Annotated in this window: 18 protein-coding genes; 12 read left to right on the top strand and 6 right to left on the bottom strand. The window is 67.1% G+C overall.

Going from position 1 to position 24,392, the window contains the following annotated elements:
* Window positions 1-153 precede the first annotated feature (153 nt).
* The 7 genes from CRO39_RS06965 to CRO39_RS06935 all read left to right on the top strand — a co-directional run bounded on the left by CRO39_RS06965 (window position 154) and on the right by CRO39_RS06935 (window position 8,757).
* On the top strand, window positions 154-723 hold the full coding sequence (locus tag CRO39_RS06965; RefSeq protein WP_217991839.1) for a TMEM165/GDT1 family protein: 570 nt from the start codon (window positions 154-156) through the stop codon (window positions 721-723).
* A gap of 123 nt (window positions 724-846) precedes the next feature.
* Window positions 847-2,184 (top strand): NupC/NupG family nucleoside CNT transporter, encoded by a 1,338-nt coding sequence (locus tag CRO39_RS06960; RefSeq protein WP_097121140.1) that lies wholly within the window; start codon window positions 847-849, stop codon window positions 2,182-2,184.
* A gap of 37 nt (window positions 2,185-2,221) precedes the next feature.
* Window positions 2,222-3,187, top strand: coding sequence for a ribokinase (locus CRO39_RS06955; RefSeq protein ID WP_097121139.1), 966 nt, complete (start codon window positions 2,222-2,224; stop codon window positions 3,185-3,187).
* 378 nt (window positions 3,188-3,565) lie between these two features.
* On the top strand, window positions 3,566-5,719 hold the full coding sequence (locus CRO39_RS06950; protein ID WP_162125886.1) for a TonB-dependent receptor: 2,154 nt from the start codon (window positions 3,566-3,568) through the stop codon (window positions 5,717-5,719).
* Window positions 5,720-5,741: 22 nt separating this feature from the next.
* Window positions 5,742-6,842 (top strand): PepSY-associated TM helix domain-containing protein, encoded by a 1,101-nt coding sequence (locus CRO39_RS06945; protein WP_097121137.1) that lies wholly within the window; start codon window positions 5,742-5,744, stop codon window positions 6,840-6,842.
* 45 nt (window positions 6,843-6,887) lie between these two features.
* Window positions 6,888-7,916, top strand: coding sequence for a tRNA dihydrouridine synthase DusB (gene dusB, locus CRO39_RS06940; protein ID WP_097121136.1), 1,029 nt, complete (start codon window positions 6,888-6,890; stop codon window positions 7,914-7,916).
* A 13-nt stretch (window positions 7,917-7,929) separates the two neighbouring features.
* Window positions 7,930-8,757 (top strand): class I SAM-dependent methyltransferase, encoded by an 828-nt coding sequence (locus CRO39_RS06935; protein WP_097121135.1) that lies wholly within the window; start codon window positions 7,930-7,932, stop codon window positions 8,755-8,757.
* Between the two features lie 81 nt (window positions 8,758-8,838).
* Here CRO39_RS06935 and CRO39_RS06930 read toward each other — a convergent pair whose 3' ends face one another.
* From CRO39_RS06930 to olsF, 3 genes are all read right to left on the bottom strand, one after another.
* Window positions 8,839-9,966, bottom strand: a complete 1,128-nt coding sequence (locus CRO39_RS06930; RefSeq protein ID WP_097121134.1) for a metal-dependent hydrolase — start codon at window positions 9,964-9,966, stop codon at window positions 8,839-8,841.
* 237 nt (window positions 9,967-10,203) lie between these two features.
* A complete protein-coding gene (locus tag CRO39_RS06925; protein ID WP_097121133.1) occupies window positions 10,204-11,022 on the bottom strand; it encodes a UDP-2,3-diacylglucosamine diphosphatase in 819 nt (272 codons plus the stop codon).
* Complete coding sequence (olsF, locus tag CRO39_RS06920) at window positions 11,019-12,731, bottom strand: bifunctional ornithine lipid synthase OlsF (RefSeq protein ID WP_176520171.1); 1,713 nt, start codon at window positions 12,729-12,731, stop codon at window positions 11,019-11,021. The genes CRO39_RS06925 and olsF overlap by 4 nt, the downstream gene beginning before the upstream one ends.
* Window positions 12,732-12,953: 222 nt before the next feature.
* On the opposite strand from olsF, the gene metK reads away from it, so the two are divergent.
* Window positions 12,954-14,165: a methionine adenosyltransferase gene (metK, locus tag CRO39_RS06915; protein ID WP_097121132.1), complete on the top strand. Its 1,212-nt coding sequence runs from the start codon at window positions 12,954-12,956 to the stop codon at window positions 14,163-14,165.
* 74 nt (window positions 14,166-14,239) lie between these two features.
* Here the strand turns inward: metK and CRO39_RS06910 are convergent, their stop codons facing one another.
* Both CRO39_RS06910 and CRO39_RS06905 read right to left on the bottom strand, forming a co-directional pair.
* Window positions 14,240-16,207, bottom strand: coding sequence for an esterase/lipase family protein (locus tag CRO39_RS06910; RefSeq protein ID WP_097121326.1), 1,968 nt, complete (start codon window positions 16,205-16,207; stop codon window positions 14,240-14,242).
* Window positions 16,208-16,295: 88 nt separating this feature from the next.
* A complete protein-coding gene (locus CRO39_RS06905) occupies window positions 16,296-17,051 on the bottom strand; it encodes a UPF0149 family protein (protein WP_176520167.1) in 756 nt (251 codons plus the stop codon).
* 194 nt (window positions 17,052-17,245) lie between these two features.
* Between CRO39_RS06905 and CRO39_RS06900 the strand changes: the two genes are divergently transcribed.
* From CRO39_RS06900 to CRO39_RS06885, 4 genes are all read left to right on the top strand, one after another.
* Window positions 17,246-17,872: a CDP-alcohol phosphatidyltransferase family protein gene (locus CRO39_RS06900; RefSeq protein WP_097121130.1), complete on the top strand. Its 627-nt coding sequence runs from the start codon at window positions 17,246-17,248 to the stop codon at window positions 17,870-17,872.
* 1 nt (window position 17,873) lies between these two features.
* Window positions 17,874-18,467, top strand: coding sequence for a lysophospholipid acyltransferase family protein (locus tag CRO39_RS06895; protein ID WP_097121129.1), 594 nt, complete (start codon window positions 17,874-17,876; stop codon window positions 18,465-18,467).
* A gap of 62 nt (window positions 18,468-18,529) precedes the next feature.
* Window positions 18,530-19,447: a phosphatidate cytidylyltransferase gene (locus CRO39_RS06890; RefSeq protein WP_162125890.1), complete on the top strand. Its 918-nt coding sequence runs from the start codon at window positions 18,530-18,532 to the stop codon at window positions 19,445-19,447.
* Between the two features lie 177 nt (window positions 19,448-19,624).
* Window positions 19,625-21,496 (top strand): ATP-binding cassette domain-containing protein, encoded by a 1,872-nt coding sequence (locus tag CRO39_RS06885; RefSeq protein WP_097121127.1) that lies wholly within the window; start codon window positions 19,625-19,627, stop codon window positions 21,494-21,496.
* Window positions 21,497-21,661: 165 nt separating this feature from the next.
* Here CRO39_RS06885 and ppc read toward each other — a convergent pair whose 3' ends face one another.
* Window positions 21,662-24,385 (bottom strand): phosphoenolpyruvate carboxylase, encoded by a 2,724-nt coding sequence (gene ppc, locus CRO39_RS06880; RefSeq protein ID WP_097121126.1) that lies wholly within the window; start codon window positions 24,383-24,385, stop codon window positions 21,662-21,664.
* Between the last annotated feature and the right edge of the window lie 7 nt (window positions 24,386-24,392).

The raw sequence follows: 24,392 nt of genomic DNA, 5'->3' as shown, positions 1-24,392 counted from the left end.
CCGTGCGTCAACATACTTGGCCATCGCCATGGCGTACGGGATCGAAGCGTAAAGCTTCCATCGGGCAAGACCGAAGGCAGACGCTGCGTGTCCCGGGCCGGGCTGCGCGGCGTTTGCCTTCGCTTACGCGAATGCCCGGCCCCGGAGCTGTTGATGCTTTCCCTGCAAGCCTTGCTGGTTTCCACCGGCACGGTCGCGTTGGCCGAAATCGGCGACAAGACCCAGTTGCTGGCGCTGCTGCTGGCCGCGCGCTTCCGCAAACCCTGGCCGATCGCGCTGGGCATCCTGGCGGCAACGCTGATCAATCACGCCATTTCCGCCTGGCTGGGCGCCGGCCTGTCGCGCTGGCTGTCGCCCGAATGGCTGCGCTGGGGCGTGGTGGCCAGCTTCCTGGCGGTGGCCGTCTGGACACTGAAACCGGACAAACTGGACGAAAAGGACGCCGCGCTGCCGGCCTTCGGCGCATTCACCGCAACCTGCCTGGCGTTCTTCCTGGCCGAAATCGGCGACAAGACCCAGGTGGCAACGGTGTTGCTGGCGACCCGCTACGAGCCGCTGTGGCAGATCGTCGCCGGCACCACGCTGGGCATGCTGTTGGCCAATGTGCCGGTGGTATGGCTGGGTCATCGTTTTGCCGACCGGCTGCCGCTGCGGCTGGCCCACGCGGTGGCGGCGCTGGTCTTCCTGGCGCTGGCGATCTGGGTCGGCTGGAATGGCGTCTAGAGCCGGCACGCAATTGCTTGATTGTTCGGCCCGCAAGCGCCGCGCCGCCGTTCAGGAAGGGCGGCCGGCGCGGCCTGCTAGACTGCGACGCTTCGAATAACAACAACGCGCTGCGGGGAATCCATGCTGGAAGTTTTGGGGCGGATTGGCTTCGGTCTGTTCGGGCTGGCGGTGCTGCTTGCCATTGTCTGGCTGTTTTCCAGCAACCGCCGTGCGGTCGACTGGAAGCTGGTGCTGACCGGGGTGGCGTTGCAGATCGTCATCGCCTGCTTCGTGCTGCTGACGCCTTTCGGCGCCGCGGTGTTCGACGCGCTCAGCGCCGGCTTCGTCAAGCTGCTCGGCTTCACCCTGCAGGGCAGCCGGCTGATCTTCGGTTCGCTGGCCGATCAGACGCTGGTCGGGCAGACCTTTGCGGTAGGCGCCGGCGATACCGAACCGGGGGCCTACAAGAAGTACGGTTTCATCTTCGCCTTCCAGGTGCTGCCGACCATCATCTTCTTCGCCTCGTTCATGAGCGTGCTCTACCACCTGGGCATCATGCAGGCGGTGGTCAAGGGCATGGCCTGGGGCATCACCAAGGTGATGCGGGTCTCCGGCGCGGAAACCCTGAGCGTCTGCGCCAACGCCTTCATCGGCCAGACCGAGGCGCCGCTGGTGGTCAAGCCGTACATCGCGGGCATGACCCGCTCCGAGCTGCTGACCCTGATGGTCGGCGGCATGGCCACGATTGCCGGCGGCGTGCTGGGCGCCTACGTCTCGATGCTGGGCGGCGGCGACCCGGTGCAGCAGGCCTATTTCGCCAAGCATCTGCTGACCGCCAGCATCATGGCGGCACCGGCAACGATGGTGATGTCCAAGATTCTGATGCCGGAAACCGGTACGCCGCTGACCCTGGGCAAGGTCGACGTTCCGGTGGAAAGGACCACCACCAACGTGATCGACGCAGCCGCTTCCGGCGCGGCCGACGGTCTGAAGCTGGCGCTGAACGTCGGCGCGATGCTGCTGGCGTTCACCGCCCTGATCGCGCTGATCAACGCGCCGGTCGGCTGGCTGGGCGAGATTACCGGCGTCAACGCCAACCTGGGCCGCGAACTGGATCTGTCGGTGATCCTGGGCTACGTGCTGGCGCCGCTGGCCTGGGTGATCGGCGTGCCGTGGTCCGATGCCATCGATGTCGGCGGCCTGATCGGCACCAAGGTGGTGTTGAACGAGTTCTTCGCCTATGCGCAGTTGTCCGGCATCCAGGGCGGAATGGAGCGCAACTCGGTGCTGATCGCCACCTATGCGCTGTGCGGCTTCGCCAATTTCAGCTCCATCGCCATCCAGATCGGCGGCATCGGCGGACTGGCGCCGGAGCGCCGCCACGACCTTGCCAGCCTGGGGCTGCGCGCGGTCCTGGGCGGCACCATCGCCACGCTGATGACCGCCACGATCGCCGGCGTGCTGTCGCATCCGGTCTGATGTTCTGTTGCCTCTACCTGTCAGGAAATTCTGAGTGATGAGTTCGGTCGTCGTCGTAGGTTCTTTCAATGTTGATCATGTCTGGCGCTGCGATTCGCTGCCGGCGCCTGGCGCAACCATCATCGGCCGCTACAGCACCGGCCCGGGCGGCAAGGGGTTCAACCAGGCGGTCGCCGCGGCCCGCTCGGGCGCAGCCACCACGTTCCTGTGCGCGTTGGGCGAAGACGCCGGCGGCGCAATGGCGCGCGCGCTGGCCGGTGAGGATGGCTTCCAGCTGACCGCCGAAGGCAGCGACCAGCCAACCGGCTCCGGCGGCATCTATGTCGACGCGCATGGCCGCAACACCATCGTGATCGGCCCCGGCGCCAATGCCGCGCTGAGCGTGGATTTCATCCAGCAGCAGCGCGCCGCCATCGGTGCTGCGGCAGTGCTGCTGGCGCAGTTGGAGTCGCCGGTGGAAACCATCGAGGCGGCGTTGATCAGCGCGCGCGAGGCCGGCGTGCTGACCGTCCTCAACGCCGCTCCCGCCAACGCGCCCAGCACCATCGGCGTACTCAAGCATGCCAACATCCTGACCCCCAACGAAACCGAATTCGCCGCCCTGCTGGCGCGCCACGTCGGCGAGCGTATCGAGGCCGACGACGTGGCCACGCTGGATGGCGGCAGCCTGCATGCGCTGTGCCGCAAGCTGCTGCCTGATGGCACGGTGGTGGTGACGCTGGGAGCGGTGGGCGTCTACGTTTCGCACGCCGACGATGCGCTGCGCGGCGATAGCCAGGCTTACTACCGGATCGCCGCCGAGCAGGTGCAGACCGTCGACACCACCGGCGCCGGCGATGCCTTCAATGGCGCCCTGGCGGCTGCGCTGGCGGACAACCCGGCGGCCGCGTTCGCCCAGCATGTGCGCTTCGCCAACCGCTACGCGGCCCTGTCCACCGAACTGCCCGGCGCCGCCCAGTCCATGCCCCGGGCCGCCGATGTGGCCGCGCGCTTCGGCGGCTAGGCCGCAACGTGTCAGGTCGTAGCAGATCCGCCATCCCGGCGCAGGCCCGGACCGGGCGCCCTGCGTTCCGGACGGCAGTGGGTTCGACCAACCATTCGGCTGTCAAAGGCCGACAGCCGAATGGCTGGTCATGCCGGTGGATTATCGATTTCGCGTAAGCGTCGAAACGAAGATGCCCTGGTTATTGTCGGGGGGAGCGTGAGCGGCCGGGAAGAAGCGCAAAGCGCACATCCAGCCGCTGAAAGGCGGTTTCAAGGCCGTTCTGACGAGGATTAGGGATTTCCGCAGCTTGGTGGATGCATCACAGCTGGCGACCCGTTAATTTGATAACGATTCTCGTTTACAATGGCGCGGTCTCTTTATCGACCCTTCGTTGCCATGACCGCCCCGCTTCCCCGCCTGCTCACCGTCGCCATCGCCGCCCTTCTGGCCCAGAACGCTTCCGCGCAGTCCCCGAGCGATGCGACGCAGCTCGACCGCGTCACCGTCTCGGCCAGCACCAGCCGCGTTCCCGATTCCGAAGCCGCGCTGCCCAACACCATCACCATCATCGACCGCGCGCAGCTGGAGCAGCAGCTGGCGCTGACCCAGGACCTGTCGCAGGTGCTGGCCAACCTGATTCCCTCCTTCACCCCCTCCCGCCAGAAGCTGACCAACGCCGGCGAGACCCTGCGCGGCCGCAAGCCGCTCTACCTGGTCGACGGGGTACCGCAATCCACCCCGCTGCGCGAAGGCGGCCGCGATGGCCACACCATCGACGCGGCGATGATCGAGCGTATCGAAGTGATCCACGGCGCCAACGCGCTGCAGGGCCTGGGCGCTTCGGGCGGCATCATCAACATCATCACCAAGCGCGCACCGCGCAGGGACGGCGAAAGCTTCCAGGAAGTGCACCTGTCGGCCAGCGCCGCGCTGCCCAACGAAAGCGACAGCGCCGGCTATCGCGCTTCGTACCTGTTCGGCACCCGTCGCGGCGCATTCGATTTCGTCGGCGGCGCGTCCTATGCCAGCGAAGGCCTGTACTACGACGGCGACGGCAACCCGCTGGCGATCAACGCGGTACAGGGCGATCTGATGGATTCGCGCAGCCACAACCTGTTCGCCAAAGGCGGGTGGAACCTGACCGACGACCGCCGCCTGCAGCTGACCGCCAGCCGCTACCAGTTGCAGGGCAACAACGACTACGTGGTGGTCGACGGCAACGCCGCTGCCGGCGTTCCGGCGACCTCCCGGCGCGGCGATCCGGAAGGCGAAGGCCCGCGCAACCGCACCACGTCTGTGGTGCTGGACTACGCCGACAGGTCGCTCGGCGGCGGCTACCTGCAGGCGCAGGCGTACTGGGTCGACTTTTCGGCGCTGTACGGCGGCAGCGACTGGGAGGACTTCTGGGGCGACGGCCGCGACCCGAACTGGTACGACCAGTCGCAGAATACGTCCGAAAAACTCGGCGGCAAATTCAGCTGGTCGCGCGGCGATCTGTTCGGTCTGCGCCTGCGCGCCACGCTGGGCCTGGACCTGGCCCGCGACACCACCTCGCAGGAACTGGTCCGCGCCGACCTGAACTGGGTGCCGGAAACCACCTACGAGTCCTGGTCGCCGTTCGTGCAGGCCGAGTGGTGGCTGACCGACACGGTGATGCTGACCGGCGGGCTGCGCTATGAGCACGGCAAGCTCGAGGTCGACGACTACACCACCATCCCGGCCAACAACGGCGGCAGCCAGTTCGTGCAGGGCGGCTCGCCGACCACCAGCGAAACCCTGCCCAACGTCGGCCTGGTCTGGGAAGCCACCGATGCGCTGAAGCTGTACGCCTCCTACGCCGAAGGCTATACCGTGGCCGATATCGGCCGCGTACTGCGTGCCGTGACCGCTGCGGGCAGCAGCGTCGACAACCTGGTCGACCTGTCGCCGGTCATCGCCGACAACCAGGAAATCGGCCTGGACTACGACGACGGCCGCTGGCTGGTGCACCTGGCCGTGTACCGGTCGGATTCGGATCTGGGTTCGCGGCTTGATTTCGATGCCGCCACCCGGACCTACAACGTCGCCCGAGAACGCACCGAGATAAAAGGCCTCGACGGCAGCGTGGCCTATCAGGTGCAGGACGACATGCGGGTAGGCCTTGCCTATGCCCGCACCCGCGGCCGCTATGACAGCAACAAGGACGGTCGCGTCGACAGCGACCTGCCGGGCATCAATGTCAGCCCCGACCGCGTGACGGCCTTCTGGGAACTGGCGTTTTCGCCTGCGGCCAACCTGCGCCTGCAGGCCAGCAAGGCGTATGACCGGGACTTCGATACGCTCAATTCGCAGACCGGACTCGTCCGCAGGACGGCCAGCTTCGACGGCTATACCACAGTGGATCTGCTGGGCCGCTTCAGATTGCCGCTAGGGACATTGAGCGTCGGCGTCGAAAACCTGTTCGGCGAGCAATACGTCAACTACTACTCGCAGGTCACGCCGCCGCGCAACGACACCTACACCGCCGGCCGCGGCCGGGTGCTGACAGTGGGCTGGTCGCACCGGTTCTGATCGCAGTCCACCAATGCCCCGCATGTTCCAACGCCAGGCCAGCCACATCATTCCAGCGCGTCGCCGTTTCCGCGCCGCGCTGAAGTGGCTGCACCTGTGGGTGGGCCTGGTTGCCGGGCTGGTATTCGCAGCGGTGGCGCTGACCGGGACGGTGATGGCATTCCAGCGCGAGCTGCTGCTGTCCGCGCAGCCGCAATGGACACAGCAGCCGGTTCCGTCGCTTGCCGTACAAGGCGCCGCGTTCTCCCGCATCGTGGCCGAATGGGAACCGCAGGGACTACGCTCGGCGGACCTTCCCTCGCAGAAGCTGCCGGTCTGGCAGGCGTATTTCCCCGAGGGAGTACGCCGCTACTTCGATCCGGCCAGCGGCGAGCTGCTGCTGACCCGCAGCACCGACAACGACTGGGTTTTGTGGCTGCGCGATCTGCATACGCACCTGCTGGCGGGCCAGGCCGGCGAACAGGCGCTGGGCGTATTCGGCCTGGTCGCGTTGTTCCTGCTGTTGTCCGGCCTGTACCTGTGGTGGCCGCGCTGGCGTGCGCTGGCGGCGAGCCTGCGCTGGTACGCGCAGCCGCCGGCACGCCGCTGGTTCAGCTGGCACCGCAGCGGCGGCGCGCTGTTGCTGCCCTTGCTGCTGCTGGTGACCGCGACCGGTGTGGCGATGGTTTATCACGATGCCGTACGCGGTTCGCTGCGCGTGATTTTCGCCGACGGCCCCGAAGCGGTGCCGCCAGCGCCGATCGCCAGGACGCAGCAGCGCATCGACTGGAGCGCGGTACTGCAAACCGCCCAGGCAGGCCTGTCCGCTGGAGAACTGCGGCGGATCGCGCTGCCGAAGGCCGGCGATGCGCTGATATCGATCCGTTACCGCGCTGCGGAAGAATGGCACCCCAACGGGCGCAGCGTGATCTGGCTGGACCCGTACCGCAACCGTGTCGTGCAACGGCATGACGCCACCACCCAGGGACTCGGCGCACGCATCGATGAAACCATGTATCCACTGCATGGCGGTTTTGTCGGCGGGCGCCTGTGGCAGTGGACGGTCGCGCTGTGTGGACTCGCGCCGCTGTTCCTGTGGCTGACCGGGCTGCTGTTCTGGCTGGCGCGCCGCCGCCGCGGCTGAACGGCGCGATTTCGCCCGAAGCGCCGGAGGGCGGATAATGGCGGCATGTCGCCCCCCGCCTTCCATATCGGTCCCTACCGCATCGACCCGCCGGTGCTGCTGGCGCCGATGGCCGGCGTCACCGACAAGCCGTTCCGGCAGCTGTGCAAGCGGCTGGGTGCCGGCCTGGCGGTGTCGGAGATGACCATCAGCGATCCGCGCTTCTGGAAAACCGAAAAATCGCTGCGGCGCATGGATCATGATGGCGAACCGGCGCCGATCAGCGTGCAGATCGCCGGCACCGAGCCGCAGCAACTGGCTGAAGCGGCCCGCTACAACGTCGATCACGGCGCGCAGATCATCGACATCAACATGGGTTGCCCGGCCAAGAAGGTCTGCAATGCCTGGGCCGGTTCGGCGCTGATGCGCGACGAGCCGATGGTGGCGCGCATCCTGGAAGCGGTGGTGAAGGCGGTCGCCGCGCCGGTCACGTTGAAAATCCGTACCGGCTGGGACTGCGATCATCGCAATGGTCCGGCCATCGCCCGCATTGCCGAGGACTGCGGCATCGCCGCGCTGGCCGTGCACGGCCGCACCCGCGATCAGCAGTACACCGGCGTGGCCGAATACGACACCATTGGCGAGATCAAGGCTGCCTTGCGCATCCCGGTCATCGCCAACGGCGATATCGATTCGCCGCAGCAGGCCGCTTACGTGCTGCGGAAAACCGGCGCCGATGCGGTGATGATCGGCCGCGCCGCGCAGGGACGGCCCTGGATCTTCCGCGAGGTCGCGCACCATCTGGCCACCGGCGAAACGCTGGCCCCGCCGCCGCTGCAGGAAATCCGCGATCTGCTGCTGGGCCATCTGCAGGCGCTGCATGCGTTCTACGGCGAACCGCAGGGCGTACGCATCGCGCGCAAGCACCTGGGCTGGTACGCCAAGGACCGTCCGGAACACACCGAAGCATTGCGGACCTCGTTCCGTGCGGTGGTCAACCGCGCCGAAAACGCAGACGCCCAGATCGCACTGACCCGCGATTATTTCGACGCATTGATCGCCGGCACCCTTCCGGGCTGGCCGATCGCCGCCTGAGCCGGAGGCCCCAATGAGCGACAACCCCACGTCCGCCGCCTATCTGCACGGTTTTTCACCGGTGGAACAGGCACGACTGATCAAACAGGCGCGGCTGCTGGAGTCCACCATCTTCAACAGCATCGACTACACCGGGGTAAAGCAACTGCTGGAAGTCGGCAGCGGCGTCGGCGCGCAGACCGAGATCCTGCTGCGGCGGTTTCCCGACCTGCGGGTCAGCTGCGTGGATCTGAACGATGCGCAACTGGAGGCGGCGCGGCAGAACCTGGCGCAGATGCCCTGGTTCGAGAATCGCTACCGCCTGCAGCAGGCCGACGCCACCAATCTGCCGTTCGCCACGCGCGAGTTCGATGCCGCATTCCTGTGCTGGGTGCTGGAGCATGTGCCCTCGCCCGCCCGCGTGCTCAACGAGGTGCGGCGCGTGCTGTCGCCTGGCTCGCCGGTCTACATCACCGAGGTGATGAATTCCTCGTTCTTCCTGGATCCGTATTCGCCCAACGTCTGGCGCTACTGGATGGCATTCAACGATTTCCAGTACGACAACGGCGGCGATCCGTTCGTCGGCGCCAAACTCGGCAACCTGCTGCTGGCCGGCGGCTACCGCGAGGTGCAGACCGAGATCAAGACCGTGCATTTCGACAACCGCGAACCGGGCCGGCGCAAGACCATGATCGCGTTCTGGGAGGAACTGCTGCTGTCGGCCGCCGAGCAACTGGTGCAGGCCGGGCGGGTGACCCAGGATGTGGTGGACGGCATGCGCCGCGAAATGAACGATGTGCAGAACGACCCGAACGCGGTGTTCTTCTATTCGTTCGTGCAGGCGCGGGCGACGGTGTATTGAATGGCGAGATGAAGGGCTAGAAACGAGGAACGAGAAACGAGTGAAAGGAAGAGCGTCTGGCTTCTCCCGCGGAAGGGACCGCTACTGCGGGTTTGATTCGGCTTGGGCGGTATCGGCGTCGCCCTCCACTGCCGGGTAACGGGATGCCACTTCGCGGGGCGGATCGACAGCAGTACGGAATGGCTGCTCGGACGGATTCCATATCCGCTGCCACATCGCCGCCAGCAACGCCCGCAACCCGCCGGCGCCGGAGACCGGCGTCGACCACGGCAACTGCAGCGGCGGGATCGCCTGCCATTTGTCCGCATGCCGCTGCGCCACCGCAAACTGGAAGCTGTAGTCCGGTTCCAGGCCCATGCGCAGGTCCGACAGCACCAGACGCTCATCCTGTACCTGCGCGCGCATGAAACCGCGGTTGAACCAGGCAAGACGCCGCACGGACGGAATGTCCCGCGCTTCCAGCAATGCCTGGGTGTTGGACGGATAGCCGCGGAACTTCATTGGCCCGCGATCGGCGACCACCGAATACTCGGCCTCCACATAGCCGCCGGGCGTCATCGCCACCACCCGCCACAGCAGCGTATTGAACGGCATCGGTACCGAGAAGCGCGGCGCGTCGGCCAGCCCCATGGCCGCCAGCGAGCGGCCGGCTTCGCGCTCGACCACGCCCTTGGCCAGCAACGACCAGCCCAGGTAGGCGCTGCTCAGTATCAGGCCCGCGACGACCGCGCGCTGCGCCAAGCGCTTTTCACCGGCAAGCCACGCCACGATGCAAGCAAGCAGCAACCACACCGTGTATGCCGGGTCGATAATGAAGACGCTGGACCACATGGTGGGCGGCGGCATCAGCGGCCACCACAGCTGGGTGCCATAGACCGTGAACGCATCCAGCAGCGGATGCGTGACCAGCGCCGCCTGGATGGCCCAGAACCAGCGCCGCGGCGACTCCGCCACCCGTCTGCCACGCAGCTTGAACAGCCACCAGATCAGCCAGCCGATGATTGGCAGCACGAACAGCGAGTGGCTGAAGCTGCGATGCACCGTCATCAGCGTTACCGGATTGTCGGTGAACAGCAGGATGGGCAGGCTGTCGAGATCGGGCAAGGTACCCAGCGCGGCACCCGCCAGCAGTGCGGCCCTGCGGTGGCGGGCGGGAGCGATGGCGGCGGCGACCGCAGCGCCGAGAACGATCTGGGAAAGGGAATCCATGCCCTAATCCTAACAGCGCTGCCTCTTCCACGGCTGTGGGAGCGACGTCAGTCGCGACCGCTGCCCCCTGTGAGCGCGTCTGGAAGGTCCACGGTCGCGGCTATGAATCTTTGCACACGGTTCAACAGGCGCGGATCTACACGGATGGAAACCATCGGGCGACTTTCGAAGGTATCCCATCATGGCAGTCGCGACTGACGTCGCTCCCACAACAGGACGCAGCATGGCCGACGCCGATCACGCCGCGCGCGGCAGCTCCGGCGCCACCAGCCGCAGCCGCGCCGGCACGACTTCCAGCACCTGCCCGGTATGCGACAGCAATTGCAGGCTGCCGTCGGCTTCTTCGCACAGCGCGGTCAGGCTTTCGACCCAGTCGCCGTCGTTGGCGTAGATCAACCCATCGCGCTGGAACAAGGCCGCGCGATGGATATGACCGCAGACGATGCCATCCAGCCCGCGGCGCTGCGCATCGTCCAGCCCGGCCTGCACGAACCGGCCGATGTAGCGTTCGGCGGCATCGCTCTGCCGCTTCAGGTACTCGGCCAGCGACCAGTAGCGCAACCCCAGCCGGCGGCGAATGCGGTTGGTGATGCGGTTGCCGGTCAGGATACGGTAGTACAGCCAGTCGCCGAAGCGTTCCTGCAAGCCGCCGAAGTGGGTGATGCCGTCGTAGTCGTCGCCGTGGGTCACCAGCAGGCGACGGCCGTCGGCGGTGGCATGGATGGCGCGGCGGCGCACCTGCATGGCCGGCAGCATCAGGCCGCAAAACCGGCGTATCGGGCGGTCGTGATTTCCCGGCACGTAAATCAGTTCTGTCCCGTTGCGCGCCAAGGCGTGCAGGTTCTCGATCACCCGATTGTGCGCGGCGTCCCATGCGGCCCGGCGCTGCGACATCCACCACAGGTCCACGATGTCGCCCACCAGGTAGAGACGGCGGCAGTGCAGGCCGGCCAGGAAGTCGGCGAACTCGGCCGCGTGGCAATGCTTGGAGCCCAGGTGGACGTCGGAAACGAAGACCGCGCGCTTCATCGGAGAGGTCGCGGTCCGGGGATTCATGCCGGCACCGCCTCGGGCGAAACCGGCCCCAGATAGCGCGCGCGCTTCCTGGGCCGGATGCGCTGCAGATCCACTTCGATCAGCCCGTCGATGGAATCGCTGAAGGCCGGATCCACGCCGAAGGCCAGGAAGCGCGCACCGCCAGGTTCGCACAGCTCGATGTACTGCTTGTAGAGCATCGGCACCGCGGCGCCGAGCGTATCCAGGTTGGCCTTCAACACGCGGAAAGCGGTCTCGGCATCCAGTTGGCCGAACGAAGGCGGTGCGGCGGTATAGCGGAACGGACGGCGCGAAACCGCCTCACCGCTGCGGTCGCCATAGTATTGCGCGTAGTAGCCGACGATCTGCTCGCGCGCGTGCAGCGGCAACGCCGCACTGATCGACACGGCGCCAAACAGGTAACGGATACGCGGATACCGGCGCAGATAGGCGCCGATGCCCTGCCACAGATAATCGATGCTGCGGCCGCCCCAGTACTCCGGCGCGACAAAACTTCGCCCCAGCTCCATTCCCTGCGCGACACGCGGCAGCGCATCGTCGGCGTAGCGGAACAGCGAAGCGGTGTACAGGCCTTTCAGACCGTGTTCGGCCAGCACCGGTGCGCCTCGTGCGACGCGATAGGCCCCGGCGATCTTCCGCGCCTGCGCATCCCACAGCACGATGTGTTCGTACCAGGCATCGTACGGGTCCACGTCCATCCGCTTGCCGGTGCCCTCGCCCACTTCGCGGAAAGTCAGCTCGCGCAGGCGGCCGATCTCGCGCAGCAGCGGCGAATCCGACGCCAGCCGGCCCACGCAGATGCGCTTGCCGTCGGCGGTGGAGCCCAGGCATTCCAGCGCCTCCACCGCGTCATTCAGCGCGGCGCGATCCACTTCGCGCACCAATGGCTCCGGACCTTCCGCCGCGGCTTCGCCGGAGCGGCCTATGGCGTACAGCGCGCGCCGCACCTGCGCGACGGCGGCATCGGCATCGGCCGCATCGTCGATGCGCATCGGCTGTCCCACGCGCAGCGCGATGCGGCGCTGGCTGCGCTTGAACATCTCGCGCGCCAGCAAGGCCGTCCCGGCCGGCTTCAGCAAGGCCGAAGCGCCGTAGAAGAAGACCGAATTGCGCGCCTGCACCCGTACCGGCAGCACCGGCGCGCCGGTATTGCGGGCAAAGCGCAGGAAGCCCTTGCGCCAGCGCGTATCGGTCACCCCGCGCGGCCCCAGCCGCGAAACCTCGCCGGCCGGGAACACGATGACGCATTGCTCGTTTTCCAGCGCCTGTTCGATGGCGCGCAGGCTTTCCGCACCGGGATTGCCGCCGAGGATGCGCACCGGCAGCAGCAGGCCGCGCAGGTTGTCGATGCCGGTCAGGAAGTCGTTGGCGACGATCTTCACGTCGCGGCGGATGCTGCCCACCAGGTGCAGCAACGCCATCGCATCCAGCGCGCCGGAAGGATGGTTGGCCACGATCAGCAACCGACCGCTGTCGGGAATGCGCCGGCGCTCGACATGGTCCACCGCGTAACGCAGGTTGAGGAAGTCCATCGCCGCTTCCAGAAACTCGAAATCGCGCAGGTGCGCGTGCGCTTCCAGGAAGCCGTAGGCGGCATCCAGTCCGGACCACCGGCCCAGCGTCTTCAGCAGCGGGCGGGCCACCCAGGCGCGGCGGCCGCGGAACCACTGCGGGTAGCGTTCGGCAATCTGTTGTTCCAGCGGGCGCATGTCGGTCGGCAAGGGCGTCGGCGGGTTTCGCCGCGCAGCCTGCGCCGGCTCGGCGACACGCCGATTGCGGTTTTGCGGCAGGCATGTGACAACGGCGGTCTGCGCCTCCAGCCCCCGGGCCTTAACTCCGCCGCAACCCTGAACGGGGCAGAATGCATGCTCCGCCCCGCGCGTGTATCATGCGCGCCCATCTTTCTATCCGAATCAAGGGATATAAGCCCGATGTCCAACTACCTCTTCACCTCCGAATCGGTCTCCGAAGGCCATCCGGACAAGGTCGCCGACCAGATTTCCGACGCCGTGCTGGACGCCATCCTGACCCAGGACAAGCGCGCGCGCGTGGCCTGCGAGACGCTGGTCAAGACCGGTGTGGCCATCGTGGCTGGCGAGATCACCACCTCGGCGTGGATCGATCTGGAGGCGCTGACCCGCAAGGTGATAGTCGACATCGGCTACGACAGCAGCGAAGTCGGCTTCGACGGCGAGACCTGCGGCGTGCTGAACCTGATCGGCAAGCAGTCGCCCGACATCAACCAGGGCGTGGACCGCAAGAAGCCGGAGGAACAGGGCGCCGGCGACCAGGGCCTGATGTTCGGCTACGCCACCAACGAGACCGCCGACTACATGCCGGCGGCGATCCACTTGTCGCATCGCCTGGTCGAACAGCAGGCCAAGGTGCGCAAGAAGAAGAACTCGCCGCTGCCGTGGCTGCGCCCGGACGCCAAGAGCCAGGTCACCCTGCGCTACGAGAACGGCAAGGCCAGCGCCATCGACGCCGTCGTGCTGTCGACCCAGCACGATCCGGGCGTCAAGCAGAAGGATCTGATCGAAGCGGTGCGCGAGGAAATCCTCAAGCCGGTGCTGCCGGCCAAGTGGCTGCACAAGGGCACCAAGTTCCACATCAACCCGACCGGCAAGTTCGTCATTGGCGGGCCGGTGGGCGACTGCGGCCTGACCGGGCGCAAGATCATCGTCGACACCTACGGCGGCTGGGCCCGCCACGGCGGCGGCGCGTTCTCCGGCAAGGACCCGTCCAAGGTCGACCGTTCCGCCGCCTACGCGGCGCGCTACGTGGCCAAGAACGTCGTGGCCGCCGGCCTGGCCGACCGCTGCGAAGTGCAGGTCTCCTATGCCATCGGCGTGGCCGAGCCGACCTCGATCTCGGTGACCACCTTCGGCACCGGCAAGATCGACGACCACAAGATCGAAAAGCTGATCCGCAAGCATTTCGACCTGCGTCCGTATGGCATCATCCAGATGCTGGACCTGATCCATCCGATGTACCAGTCCACCGCCGCCTATGGCCACTTCGGCCGCAAGCCGAAGGAATTCAGCTATACCGACGGCGCCGGCAAGCAGCACACCGCCACCGCGTTCTCGTGGGAAAAAACCGACCGCGCCGACGCGCTGCGCGCCGACGCCAAGCTGAAGTAAGCCGCGGCCCGCCCCACGGACGTAAACGAAGGGCCGCACTGCGGCCCTTTCGTTTTTTCAGCGCCCGCCGGCAATCACGGCCACGGCCCGGCATCGGAGCGCATCTGCTCGTGCAGGATGCGGCGGATCTCCAGGATCGCCTGCGGCGTCTCCTGCACGCTGTGCCAGGAGACGATTGCCTTCTCCGATTCGGCGCCATCCAGATGCGCGCTGCGGTAGGGCACCAGGCCGTCGTCCGACTCGGCCAGCGGCACCGACGGATCGCGATGTCCGACGATGGTGTGGTAGCGCACTCGCCGGGAAATCGGCAGGTCGGCGGTGGCGCGGATGAAAGGATCGGTATCGCGCAGGTTGTCGATGCTGGTGGGCGGCACGAACCTGGTGCCGTCGCCGCCCTGCTGGTCCTGGCCGGACAGGTCCTGCAGCACATCGCCGAAGCGTTCCAGCAGCGTTGCCGGCAACCGCACCAGACGCCCGACGAACCTGCCCAGCCCTCCCTCCGCCCGCGGCGTGCCGCGATGCGGCGCGGCGATGAAGATGGCGCGGTCCACCTGCGGCAGCGGCTGGAAATGCAGCACGGGCTCCAGCTTCCTGCGCACATGTTCGCCGCGTTCGCCCTGCAGGCGCGTTCGATGTTCGGCCAGCAGCGACTGCCAGATCGCCTCGCCCGAGGAAGACACCAGCAGGCGGCCGATCACCCCGCCCATGCTGTGTCCGATCAACACCATGTTGCGCGAGGCCGCAGCGTTGCCGTCGGGGTCGAAGCGATGCAGGGTGCGCGCCACCAGATCCTGGATCTCGGCGCGGTTGAACGCGATCGGCGCATTGGTCGGGTAGTACACCTGCCAGATCTGGTAGTGCCGGCGCAGCGCCTCGTCGCCCATGATCTCGTTGGCCACGTTGACCCAGGCCTCCGGGCTGCTGGCCAGGCCGTGCAGCATCAACAGGATGCGGCGGTCCGGGTCGTAGGGCTGCATCAGGTACAGATGCGCGCGGTCGATGCCGCGCTCGCGGCCCAGCATCGATCGCAGCGACTGGGCCGCAAAACCGGACTGCGCCAGCCACAGGCCATAGGCCGCGGTGAAGTTGCCGGCCAGCGGTACGCGCTGCCCGTGCAGCACCACTTCATCCTGGCGATACGGGTCGTAGGGGACCATCGTCACCGCATGGGTATGCAGCACTTCCCCCAGCGAGGCGCCTTCGAACTTGAGCAGCACCGTGGCCGGCGCATACGGCATCTCGCTGAAGGACGGCTGCCCGCGGCGCCAACGCGGCGATCCGTTGGCGGGCTGCTGCAGCGCAAGTCCGGCCGGGTCGCCCACCGCTTCGGGCGACACCTCCGCCACCAGTTCGGCGCCGAAGCCGTCGCGCCGGTAGCTGCTGCGCAGCCCGTCGAAGCGCAACGACGACGCCGCGACGATCGCCTGCGGCTGGTTGCTGCCGCCCGGCAGACGATAGGCCGATAGATCGACCCGCACCTGCCATGGCCCCACCCGCGCGCTGTCGCCATCCTGCGGGCCGGCCGTGCGCGAACGCGCGAACAGGCTCGCGACCACCTGCTGGGTGGCGTAGTTGTAGTAGTCGCGCACCTGGGTCTGACGGTCTTCGAACGCGCGTTCGCCCGGGCTGCGCTCGCTGAAGAAAAGATAGGCGTAGGCATGGCGCGCCGCTTCCAGCCACGCCTGCAGCGCGGCATCGCTCATCTGCGCCGGCTTCTTGCCGGTCAGCGCGATGGCTCTGGCCGTCCACAACTCCGACTGCGCGGCAAGCCGGCGCTCGGCGGCGACGCCCTCCACCTGGTCCAGCTGCTGAGCGCAGACGGCGCTGTCCGGCCGGCAGGTCTTCGGTTCGATACCGGCCACCCGCAACGTCTCCAGACCGCTCTGGCTGAGCTTGCCGGTACTCAGCACGTCGCCGCGCGTCATGGCGATGTAGTCGCCCGGACCGCGCGACTGCACGGTGACCATCGCGCAGCCGCCCAGCAGCATCGGCAGCGCCATCGCCGCGGTCAATGCGCTCAGGGTCTTCCGGATTGCCCGCATTCGGCTCATCGCAAGCTGCATGCCGGCCGCAAACGTGCCTGCCATGGCAAGCCATGCATGCCGCGTGTCGGGTGCAGACGCATGGGCGCTAATGGATAACCCGCCCCTGCCCGCCGGCTCCGCAGCACTTCTTGTACTTCAGGCCGCTTCCGCAGTTGCAGGGATCGTTGCGGCCCGGCTGCGGCTCGCGACGGGCAGGCTGGGGCCGCAGGTCCTCCAGCCGTTGCAGGTTCATTTCCAGCAGTATCGCCGGCAGATCCATGCAGGCCTCGAAGCGCTCCTGGAAATCCATCGGTTCCAGTTCGGGCAGATCCATTTCCAGCGCGTGGTCGCGGTCTATCACCGCCAGCGCCGCAATCAATTCCAGGTCATCGGCGATGTCCTCATGCGTCTCGGCCCATGCCGCCCAATGCTCCTGCCGCAGCGAAACGCCCTGCAGAAATCCGCTGGCCCAGCCGAACGCAAACGGGAAATCGTCGGGGATATCCGACAGGTCCGGCTCATCGGTATCCTCGCCTTCGCCATCGTCCTTCTCCGGCAGCATCAGGCAGGGTATCAACATCGCCTCGATTTCAGGGCTTTGCTCCTCGGCCGAGGCCTGCACGCGCCAGACGATGTGATTCCAGAAACGGATGATCCTTTCGAACGCGCCCTGCGCCTGTTCGACATCCTGCCACTGCCCTTTGGGCCAGATGAAGGGCAGGTACTCGCTAGGCATGACCAGCGCCGGTCCCACCACCAGGGCCGACAGGAACCCGTCCAGGATTTCCAGCGTCATGCCATCGCGCGCCTGCGCATGCTCGCCGAGGAACCAGGACAGTTCGTCCAGCTCCGCTTCGGTCATCGGTTCCATCATTGTTCTGCCACCAGCGCTGAAACTGCGGATACCCGGATGATACGTGAGTCCTGCAATGCACGGCAGGCAGCGGTGGCCCACCCGTGGCCGGATCCCGGGACAGGCCGTGAACTTTTGCGTAAGTCATCGCAAAGCCCGCAACACGCGCCAACGGCCGCATTCTTTTGGTCTACCATCGGCCGATGGGGAACCGAACCGACCGCCGACCGATCGCCGCGCGCGCCAGCGGTTGGGCGCAGAAACTCAGCGCCGCGCTGGCGCAATCGTCCATCACGCCCAACCAGATCTCGCTGCTGAGCGTTTTTTTTGCCGCCATCGGCGCAATGATGCTGGCGTGGTCGCCCAACCTGGCCGGGCTGCTGCTGTGCGCGGTGTGCGTACAGCTGCGGCTGCTGTGCAACCTGCTGGACGGCATGGTGGCGATGGAAGGCGGCAAGCAGACGGCGACCGGCGCGATCTTCAACGAGTTTCCGGACCGGGTTGCCGACTCGCTGCTGATCGTCGGCCTGGGCCACGCCGCGCAACTGCCATGGCTGGGTTGGCTGGGGGCGCTGCTGGCGGCGTTGACCGCCTATGTGCGCGTATTCGGCGGCAGCCTGGGGCTGGCGCAGGATTTCCGCGGGCCGATGGCCAAGCAGCACCGGATGGCGGTGCTGACCGCCGCCTGCGTGCTGGCCATCCTCGAGCGCTGGACCATCGGCAGCAGCTACAGCCTGCTGGTCGGCAGCATCGCCATTGCCGCCGGTTCGCTGCTGACCTGCGTCGGCCGTACCCGCGCCATCAGCGCGCAGCTCCGCTCCGGTCGCTGAGATGCTGTCGCGTCTGCTGGCGGCGACGGTCAAATTGTTCATCGGTGCCTATCCGCGCTGGCGCGGCAGCCAGCCCTCGCCGGCCCAGCGCATCTATTTCGCCAACCATGGCAGCCATCTGGACACGGTGGCGCTGTGGTCGGCGTTGCCGCCGCCGCTGCGCAGGCATACCCGGCCAGTGGCCGCTCGCGACTACTGGGGCAACGGGCTCCGCGAGATCGTCGCCCGGCGCGGCTTCAATGCGGTGCTGATAGAACGCGACCGCGACAAGTGCGATGGCGACGCCCTGCAGCCGCTGTACGACGCCCTGGATGCCGGCGATTCGCTGATTCTGTTCCCGGAAGGCACCCGCAACCATGAGCCGTTGCCGCAGCCGTTCAAGTCCGGCCTGTTCCACCTGGCCCGGCGCTATCCGCAGGTCGAGTTGATAGCGGTCTACCTGGACAACACCCGCCGTTGCCTGCCCAAGGGCAGTCCGGTGCCGGTGCCGCTGGTGTGCACGGTGCGTTTCGGCGCTCCGGTGGCGTTGCGGCCGGACGAAGACAAGGCCGCGTTCCTGCAGCGCGCCTGGCAGGCGGTGGCGGATCTGGCATGAATTTGTCGGCCGCCACCGTGCAACTGGACAGCTTTCTGCAGGCGGCCATCGCGCGCGCGCCGATGAAGTTCTGGTGGGTCATTGGCGGGGTGATCGCGCTGCTGCTGGTCGCCAGCGGCATCGGCTGGCTGCTGGGCCGGCGCAAACCCGGCGCGGTCGTCGACAACCTCAATGCGCGCATCCGCGCCTGGTGGGTGATGGCGGCGGTGCTGGTGGCCTGCTTCCTGCTGGGCAAGGTCGCCACGCTGGTGCTTTACGGCCTGCTGTCTTTCTTCGCGCTGCGCGAGTTCGTCACCCTGACCCCCACACGGCGCGGCGATCACCTGGCGCTGTGCCTGTGCTTCTACGTCGCCATCCCGCTGCAGTACTGGCTGATCGGCACCGATTGGTACGGCCTGTTCGTCATGTGCATCCCGGTCTACGGCTTTCTGCTGCTGCCGGCGGTATCGGCGCTGTCCGGCGATACCGAGCAGTTCCTGGAGCGCAACACCAAGATCCAGTGGGGGTTGATGCTGACCGTGTACTGCCTGAGCCACGCGCCGGCGCTGATGCTGCTGCGCATTCCCGGCTACGAAGGGCAGAACCTGATGCTGCTGTTCTATCTGCTGCTGGTGGTGCAGCTGAGCGACGTGCTGCAGTACGTGTTCGGCAAGCTGTTCGGCAAACGCCTGCTGGCGCCGCTGGTCAGCCCGTCGAAGACGGTGGAAGGCCTGATCGGCGGCGGCCTGTCGGCGGCCGGTATCGGCGCGGCGCTGTGGTGGATCACGCCGTTCACCCCGCTGCAATCGGCGCTGCTGTCGCTGCTGATCGTGCTGTGCGGATTCCTGGGCGGATTGGCGCTGTCGGCGGTCAAGCGCAGCCTGGGCGCCAAGGACTGGGGCGAGATGATCGAAGGCCATGGCGGTATCCTGGACCGGCTGGACTCGGTGGTGTTCGCCGCGCCGGTGTTCTTCCATGTGGTGCGTTACGGGTTCCAGTAGGGCGAAGCTTGCTCCGCTGCACCGCCGTCCGCTCCAGGCAGCGCACGCTGCAAGGGCTGCGCGCCGGGTCTGCGGGTATGCAGGCAAGGAAGAACGAGAACGTATGCGGAACACGCAACTGGGCGGTAGCGCCGCCAGGCGCGTCCGCAGGTCTGGCGCGGCGCGGTACAATGGCCCATGTCCTTGATGCAACTCCAGCGGGTCGACTTCAGTGTCGGCGGGCCGCTTCTCCTCGAACACGTCGACCTGAGCATTGAACCCAACGAGCGCATCTGCATCGTGGGGCGCAACGGCGCGGGCAAATCCACGCTGATGCGGCTGCTGGCCGGTGAACTGAAAGCCGACGACGGCGAGGTACGCCAGCAGAACGGCGTCATCGTCGCGCGGATGGCGCAGGAAGTCCCGCAGGATACTAGCGGCACGGTGTTCGACGTGGTCGCCGAAGGCCTGGGCGATCTGGGCCATCTGCTGGCGCAGTACCACCACGCGCTGCACGACGGCGATATGGACGCGATGGGCGAGGCGCAGGCGCAGATCGAGGCCCAGCACGGCTGGGATCTGGACCGTCGCGTCGAGCAGGTGCTGAGCAAGCTGGAACTGCCCGAAGACGCCGACTTCGCCGCCCTGTCCGGCGGCATGAAGCGCCGCGTGCTGCTGGCGCAAGCGCTGGTGCGCAAGCCGGACATCCTGCTGCTGGACGAGCCCACCAACCATCTGGACATCGATGCCATCGCCTGGCTGGAAGGCTTCCTGAAGCAGTTCGAGGGCAGCATCGTCTTCATCACCCACGACCGCAGCTTCCTGCGTTCGCTGGCCACCCGCATCGTCGAGATCGACCGTGGCCAGGTCACCAGCTGGCCCGGCGACTACGACAATTACCTGCGCCGCCGCGAGGAACGGCTGCATGCCGAAGCGCAGGAAAACGCCCGCTTCGACAAGCTGCTGGCGCAGGAGGAAGTCTGGATCCGCCAGGGCATCAAGGCGCGCCGCACCCGCAACGAAGGCCGAGTCACCGCACTGAAGGCGATGCGCCGCGAGCGCGCGCAGCGCCGCGAACTGTCCGGCAACGTCCGCATGGAAGTGGCCAGCGCGCAGAATTCCGGCAAGAAGGTCATCGAAGCCAAGGGCGTCACCCAGGCCTACGACGGCCGCGTGCTGCTGGACAACGTTTCGGCGACGATCCTGCGCGGCGATCGGGTCGGCATCATCGGGCCCAACGGCGCCGGCAAGTCGACGCTGCTGAAAATCCTGCTGGGCGAACTGGCCCCGCAGCAGGGCGAAGTGACGCTGGGCACCGGCCTGCAGATCGCCTACTTCGATCAGCATCGCAGCAAGCTGGATGAATCGCTGACCGCGCTGGAAAACGTCGGCGAGGGCACCGACTTCGTCGAAATCAACGGCAGCCGCAAGCACATCATCGGCTACCTGCAGGACTTCCTGTTCTCGCCCGAACGCGCGCGCGCGCCGATCACCCGGCTGTCCGGCGGCGAACGCAACCGCCTGCTGCTGGCCAAGCTGTTCGCGCAGCCGTCCAACCTGCTGGTGATGGACGAACCGACCAACGACCTGGACGTGGAAACGCTGGAACTGCTGGAAGAACTGCTGGCCGACTACAAGGGCACGCTGCTGCTGGTCAGCCACGACCGCGAGTTCATCGACAACGTGGTGACCAGCACCCTGGTGCTGGAAGGCCAGGGCCGGCTGGCGGACTACGTGGGCGGCTACAGCGACTGGGTGCGGCAACGGCCGGCGGCGCTGTTCGCGACCGAACCGGAGCCGGCGTCCAAGCCCGTCGCCGCTCCCGTGACGGCCGTCGCCGCCGCAGAACCCAGGCGCAAGCTCAGCTACAAGGACGCGCGCGAACTGGAACAGCTGCCGGCCAGGATCGAAGCGCTGGAAACCGACATCGCCCGGCGCACCGAGGCGATGAACGACCCCGCCTACTACCAGCAGGACGCCACCGCCCTGCTCAAGGCCAACGAAGCGCTGGCCGCTTTGCAGGCCGAACTGGACACCGCCTACCGCCGCTGGGGCGAACTGGACGGCTGATCGGTCTGTAGGAGCGACATCAGTCGCGAGCTCTTCCCTCCCCATCGCGATACGCGTAAAGGCTCGCGCCGGGGCGGCGCTCCTACGGGGAACGGCGCCTATGCTGTTCAATTGTTTCGGTCGCGACTGACGTCGCTCCCACAAGAAGCGCTCGGCAATACCGGCTCAGCCGGTGTTCTGCACGCCCTGCGACACGCCGTTGATGCTGGCCACCAGCACGCGCAGCAGGGTGTCGTCTTCGCGGCCGCTGTCGCGCCAGCGCTTGAGCAGATCCGCCTGCAGCACGCTGATCGGGTCGATGTAGGGATTGCGCAGCCGGATCGACAGCGCCAGCCGCTGATCGTGCTGCAGCAGCCATTCGTTGCCGTTCAACTTCATCACCCATTCCAGCGTGAGCGCGTGTTCGCGCTGGATGCGCGGGAAGAACTCGTCGTGCAGCGGGCCGGCCATGCGCGAAAACATCTGCGCGATGCTCAGGTCGCCCTTGGCCAGCACCATCGAGATATCGTCGAGGAAGGTCTTGAAGAACGGCCAGTCGCGGGCCATTTCGTGCAGGGTTTCTTCGCCGCCGGCCTCGACCACCGCCTTCAGTCCGCTGCCCACGCCGTACCAGCCCGGAATCACCGCGCGCGCCTGGCTCCAGGCGAACACCCATGGAATCGCACGCAGATTGGTCAGCGCCGCATCCTGGCCCAGCCGGCGCGAGGGCCGCGAACCCAGCGTCATCCGCTCGATCACGTCGATCGGCGTGGCATTGCGGAAATAGTCCATGAACCCCGGCGCATCGACGAAGGCGCGGTAGGCCTTGGTGCTTTCCGCAGAAACCCGGTCCATGACCTCGCGCCACGGCGCCTCGCGCGGTTCCGGCGGACGCGGACGCAGGCTGGACACCAGCACCGCACCGGTAGCCTGTTCCAGCGAGCGCAGCGCCAGCGCACGGATGCCGTACTTGCGGTGGATGACCTCGCCCTGTTCGGTGACGCGCAGCCGTCCGTCCACGCTGCCGCGCGGGGACGCATCCACCGCGCGCGTGGTCTTGCCGCCGCCGCGGCTGATGGACCCGCCGCGGCCGTGGAAGAAGGTCAGCTTGATGCCCAGTTCGTTGGCCGCCTGCAGCAGTTCCACCTGGCCGCGCTGCAGGCCCCAGCGCGAGGCCGCAATGCCGCCATCCTTGCCGCTGTCCGAATACCCCAGCATCACCATCTGCACGTTGCCGCGCGCGGCCAGGTGGGCGCGGTAGACCGGGTCGGCCATCAGGTCGCGCAGCGTGTCCGGGCCGTGCTGCAGATCGCCCACGGTTTCGAACAGCGGTGCGATATCCAGCGGCACATGGCCATCGCCATCGACCAAACCGCCGCGGCGCGCCAGCGCCAGCACGGTCAGCACGTCGGCGCGGTTGTGCGCCATGCTGATGATGTAGGCGCCCAGCGCCTCGGTGCCGTGGCGCTGGCGGGCGTCGGCCAGGGTGGCGAACACGGCATCCAGACGCCGGTTGGTCTCGTCGTCGGCCGCCGGCAACGGCTTTTCGCCGCTGGCATAGGCGCCCAGCAGCGTGCCGCGCTCCACCGCATCGCGCGATTCCCAGCCATCGTCGCCCAGCGCCGCGGCCACCGCACGCGCATGCACGCTGGATTCCTGGCGCACGTCCAGGCGCGCCAGGTGGAACCCGAAACTGCGCACGCGCCAGGCCAGCCGGCGCACCGCGAACCAGCCGGCATGGATGCCGCGGTTGGCTTCCAGGCTGCGCAGGATCAGATCGACATCGTGCGCGAATTGCTCCGGCGAGCCGTAGCCTTCCGGGCGGTCTTCCAGCGTGGCCTGCAGGCGCGCGCGCATCAGATCGTTGAGCAACCGGTACGGCATGTCGCCATGGCGCGGGCGCGACTTTGCGGCGGCTTCCGGCAACAGCGCGCGGTATTCCTCCAACCGTGCCAGCACTTCCGGCGAAACGCCGACGACAGACGTGGACTGGCTGAGCAATGAGGTCAGCTGCCACAGTTCCTTGCGGTAGCGGGCAAGAATGGCCGTGCGCTGCGCCTGCAAGGTGGCGGCAATGGTGCCGGCGTCGACATTGGGATTGCCGTCCATGTCGCCGCCCACCCAGGTGCCGAAGCGCAGCAGCCGCGGCAGATGCGTGGTGACCTCAGGCGCCGGGCCGTAGACCTCGGTAATGGCGTTTTCCAGCGTTTCATACAGCACCGGCATGACCCGGTACAGCACTTCGATCAGATAGAAGCCGACGTGCTCGCGCTCGTCCTCCACGCCCGGACGCACCGGCGAGGAATCGGAGGTCTGCCAGGCCGAGGTCAGCGCCATGCGGAAGCGCGCGATGTCGGTGGCGCGCTCGCCGGGCGTGCGCTGGCCATCCAGATCGTTGATCAGGCTGGCGACCATCAACTGTTCTTTTTCCAGCAGCGCGCGGCGCACGGCTTCGGTCGGATGGGCGGTGAACACCGGCTCGATGTCGATCCGCGGCAGCCACTGCGCCAGTTCGTCCAGGGTCACGCCCTGGGCTTTCATCTTCAGCAGCGCATCGTGCAGGCCGTCCGGCTGCGGCGTGCGGCTGCCGGTGCGCTGGTAGTCGCGGCGGCGGCGGATGCGGTGCACCCGCTCGGCAATATTGACGACCTGGAAATAGGTGCTGAAGGCGCGGATCAGCGATTCGGCTTCCGCCGGCGGCAAACCGGCCAGTTGCCCTGCCAGCGACTGCGGCGGGGCGTCGGTCTGGCGGCGGGCGATGGCGGTCGTGCGTACGCGTTCGACTTCCTCCAGGAATGCCGGCGAAACCTGTTCGGCCAGCATGTCGCCAACCAGCGCGCCGAGGCGGCGGACATCGTCGCGCAACGGCGCATCGGGCGGAGCGAACTCGAGACTGCGGGGTTCATTCATTGCGACA

It is taken from the genome of Pseudoxanthomonas wuyuanensis, from assembly GCF_900215535.1.
GTDB lineage: Bacteria > Pseudomonadota > Gammaproteobacteria > Xanthomonadales > Xanthomonadaceae > Pseudoxanthomonas_A > Pseudoxanthomonas_A wuyuanensis.
Note: the sequence above shows the minus strand (reverse complement) of the source record. Positions and strands in the feature narration are given on the sequence as shown.